Here is a 280-nt window from a genome sequence, read left to right as displayed (position 1 = left end):
GAAAGGGGAGTTTGTTTTTTCACAAAATGTCCCATTAGGTGAGCAAATGCTTAGGCTCACAAAAAACGGGTATGCTCCCAAAAGGTACCCTATTGTAGTAAATGAAGGAAGTATCGTAGATATTTCTGATATGATTTTAGATATCGACGTCACAGATACGGTCGATTTGTTTACCATTACTTTATCTGATGACGAACTAAACAATGATACCAGCGGTGCCGATAACATATCGGGTTTATTGCAATCATCCCAAGATGTGTATCAGCGAACGGCAGCCTTT

1 protein-coding gene is annotated in these 280 nt (G+C 39.6%); it reads left to right on the top strand.

Annotated elements, in window-relative coordinates; translation table 11 throughout:
- On the top strand, nt 1–280 hold a 280-nt coding region (locus LZP73_RS21090), incomplete at both ends, for a hypothetical protein (protein ID WP_234236958.1).

It is taken from the genome of Shewanella sp. AS16, from assembly GCF_021412365.1.
GTDB classification, from domain to species: Bacteria; Pseudomonadota; Gammaproteobacteria; order Enterobacterales; family Shewanellaceae; genus Shewanella; species Shewanella salipaludis.
This window is presented reverse-complemented; position numbering and strand designations above follow the sequence as displayed.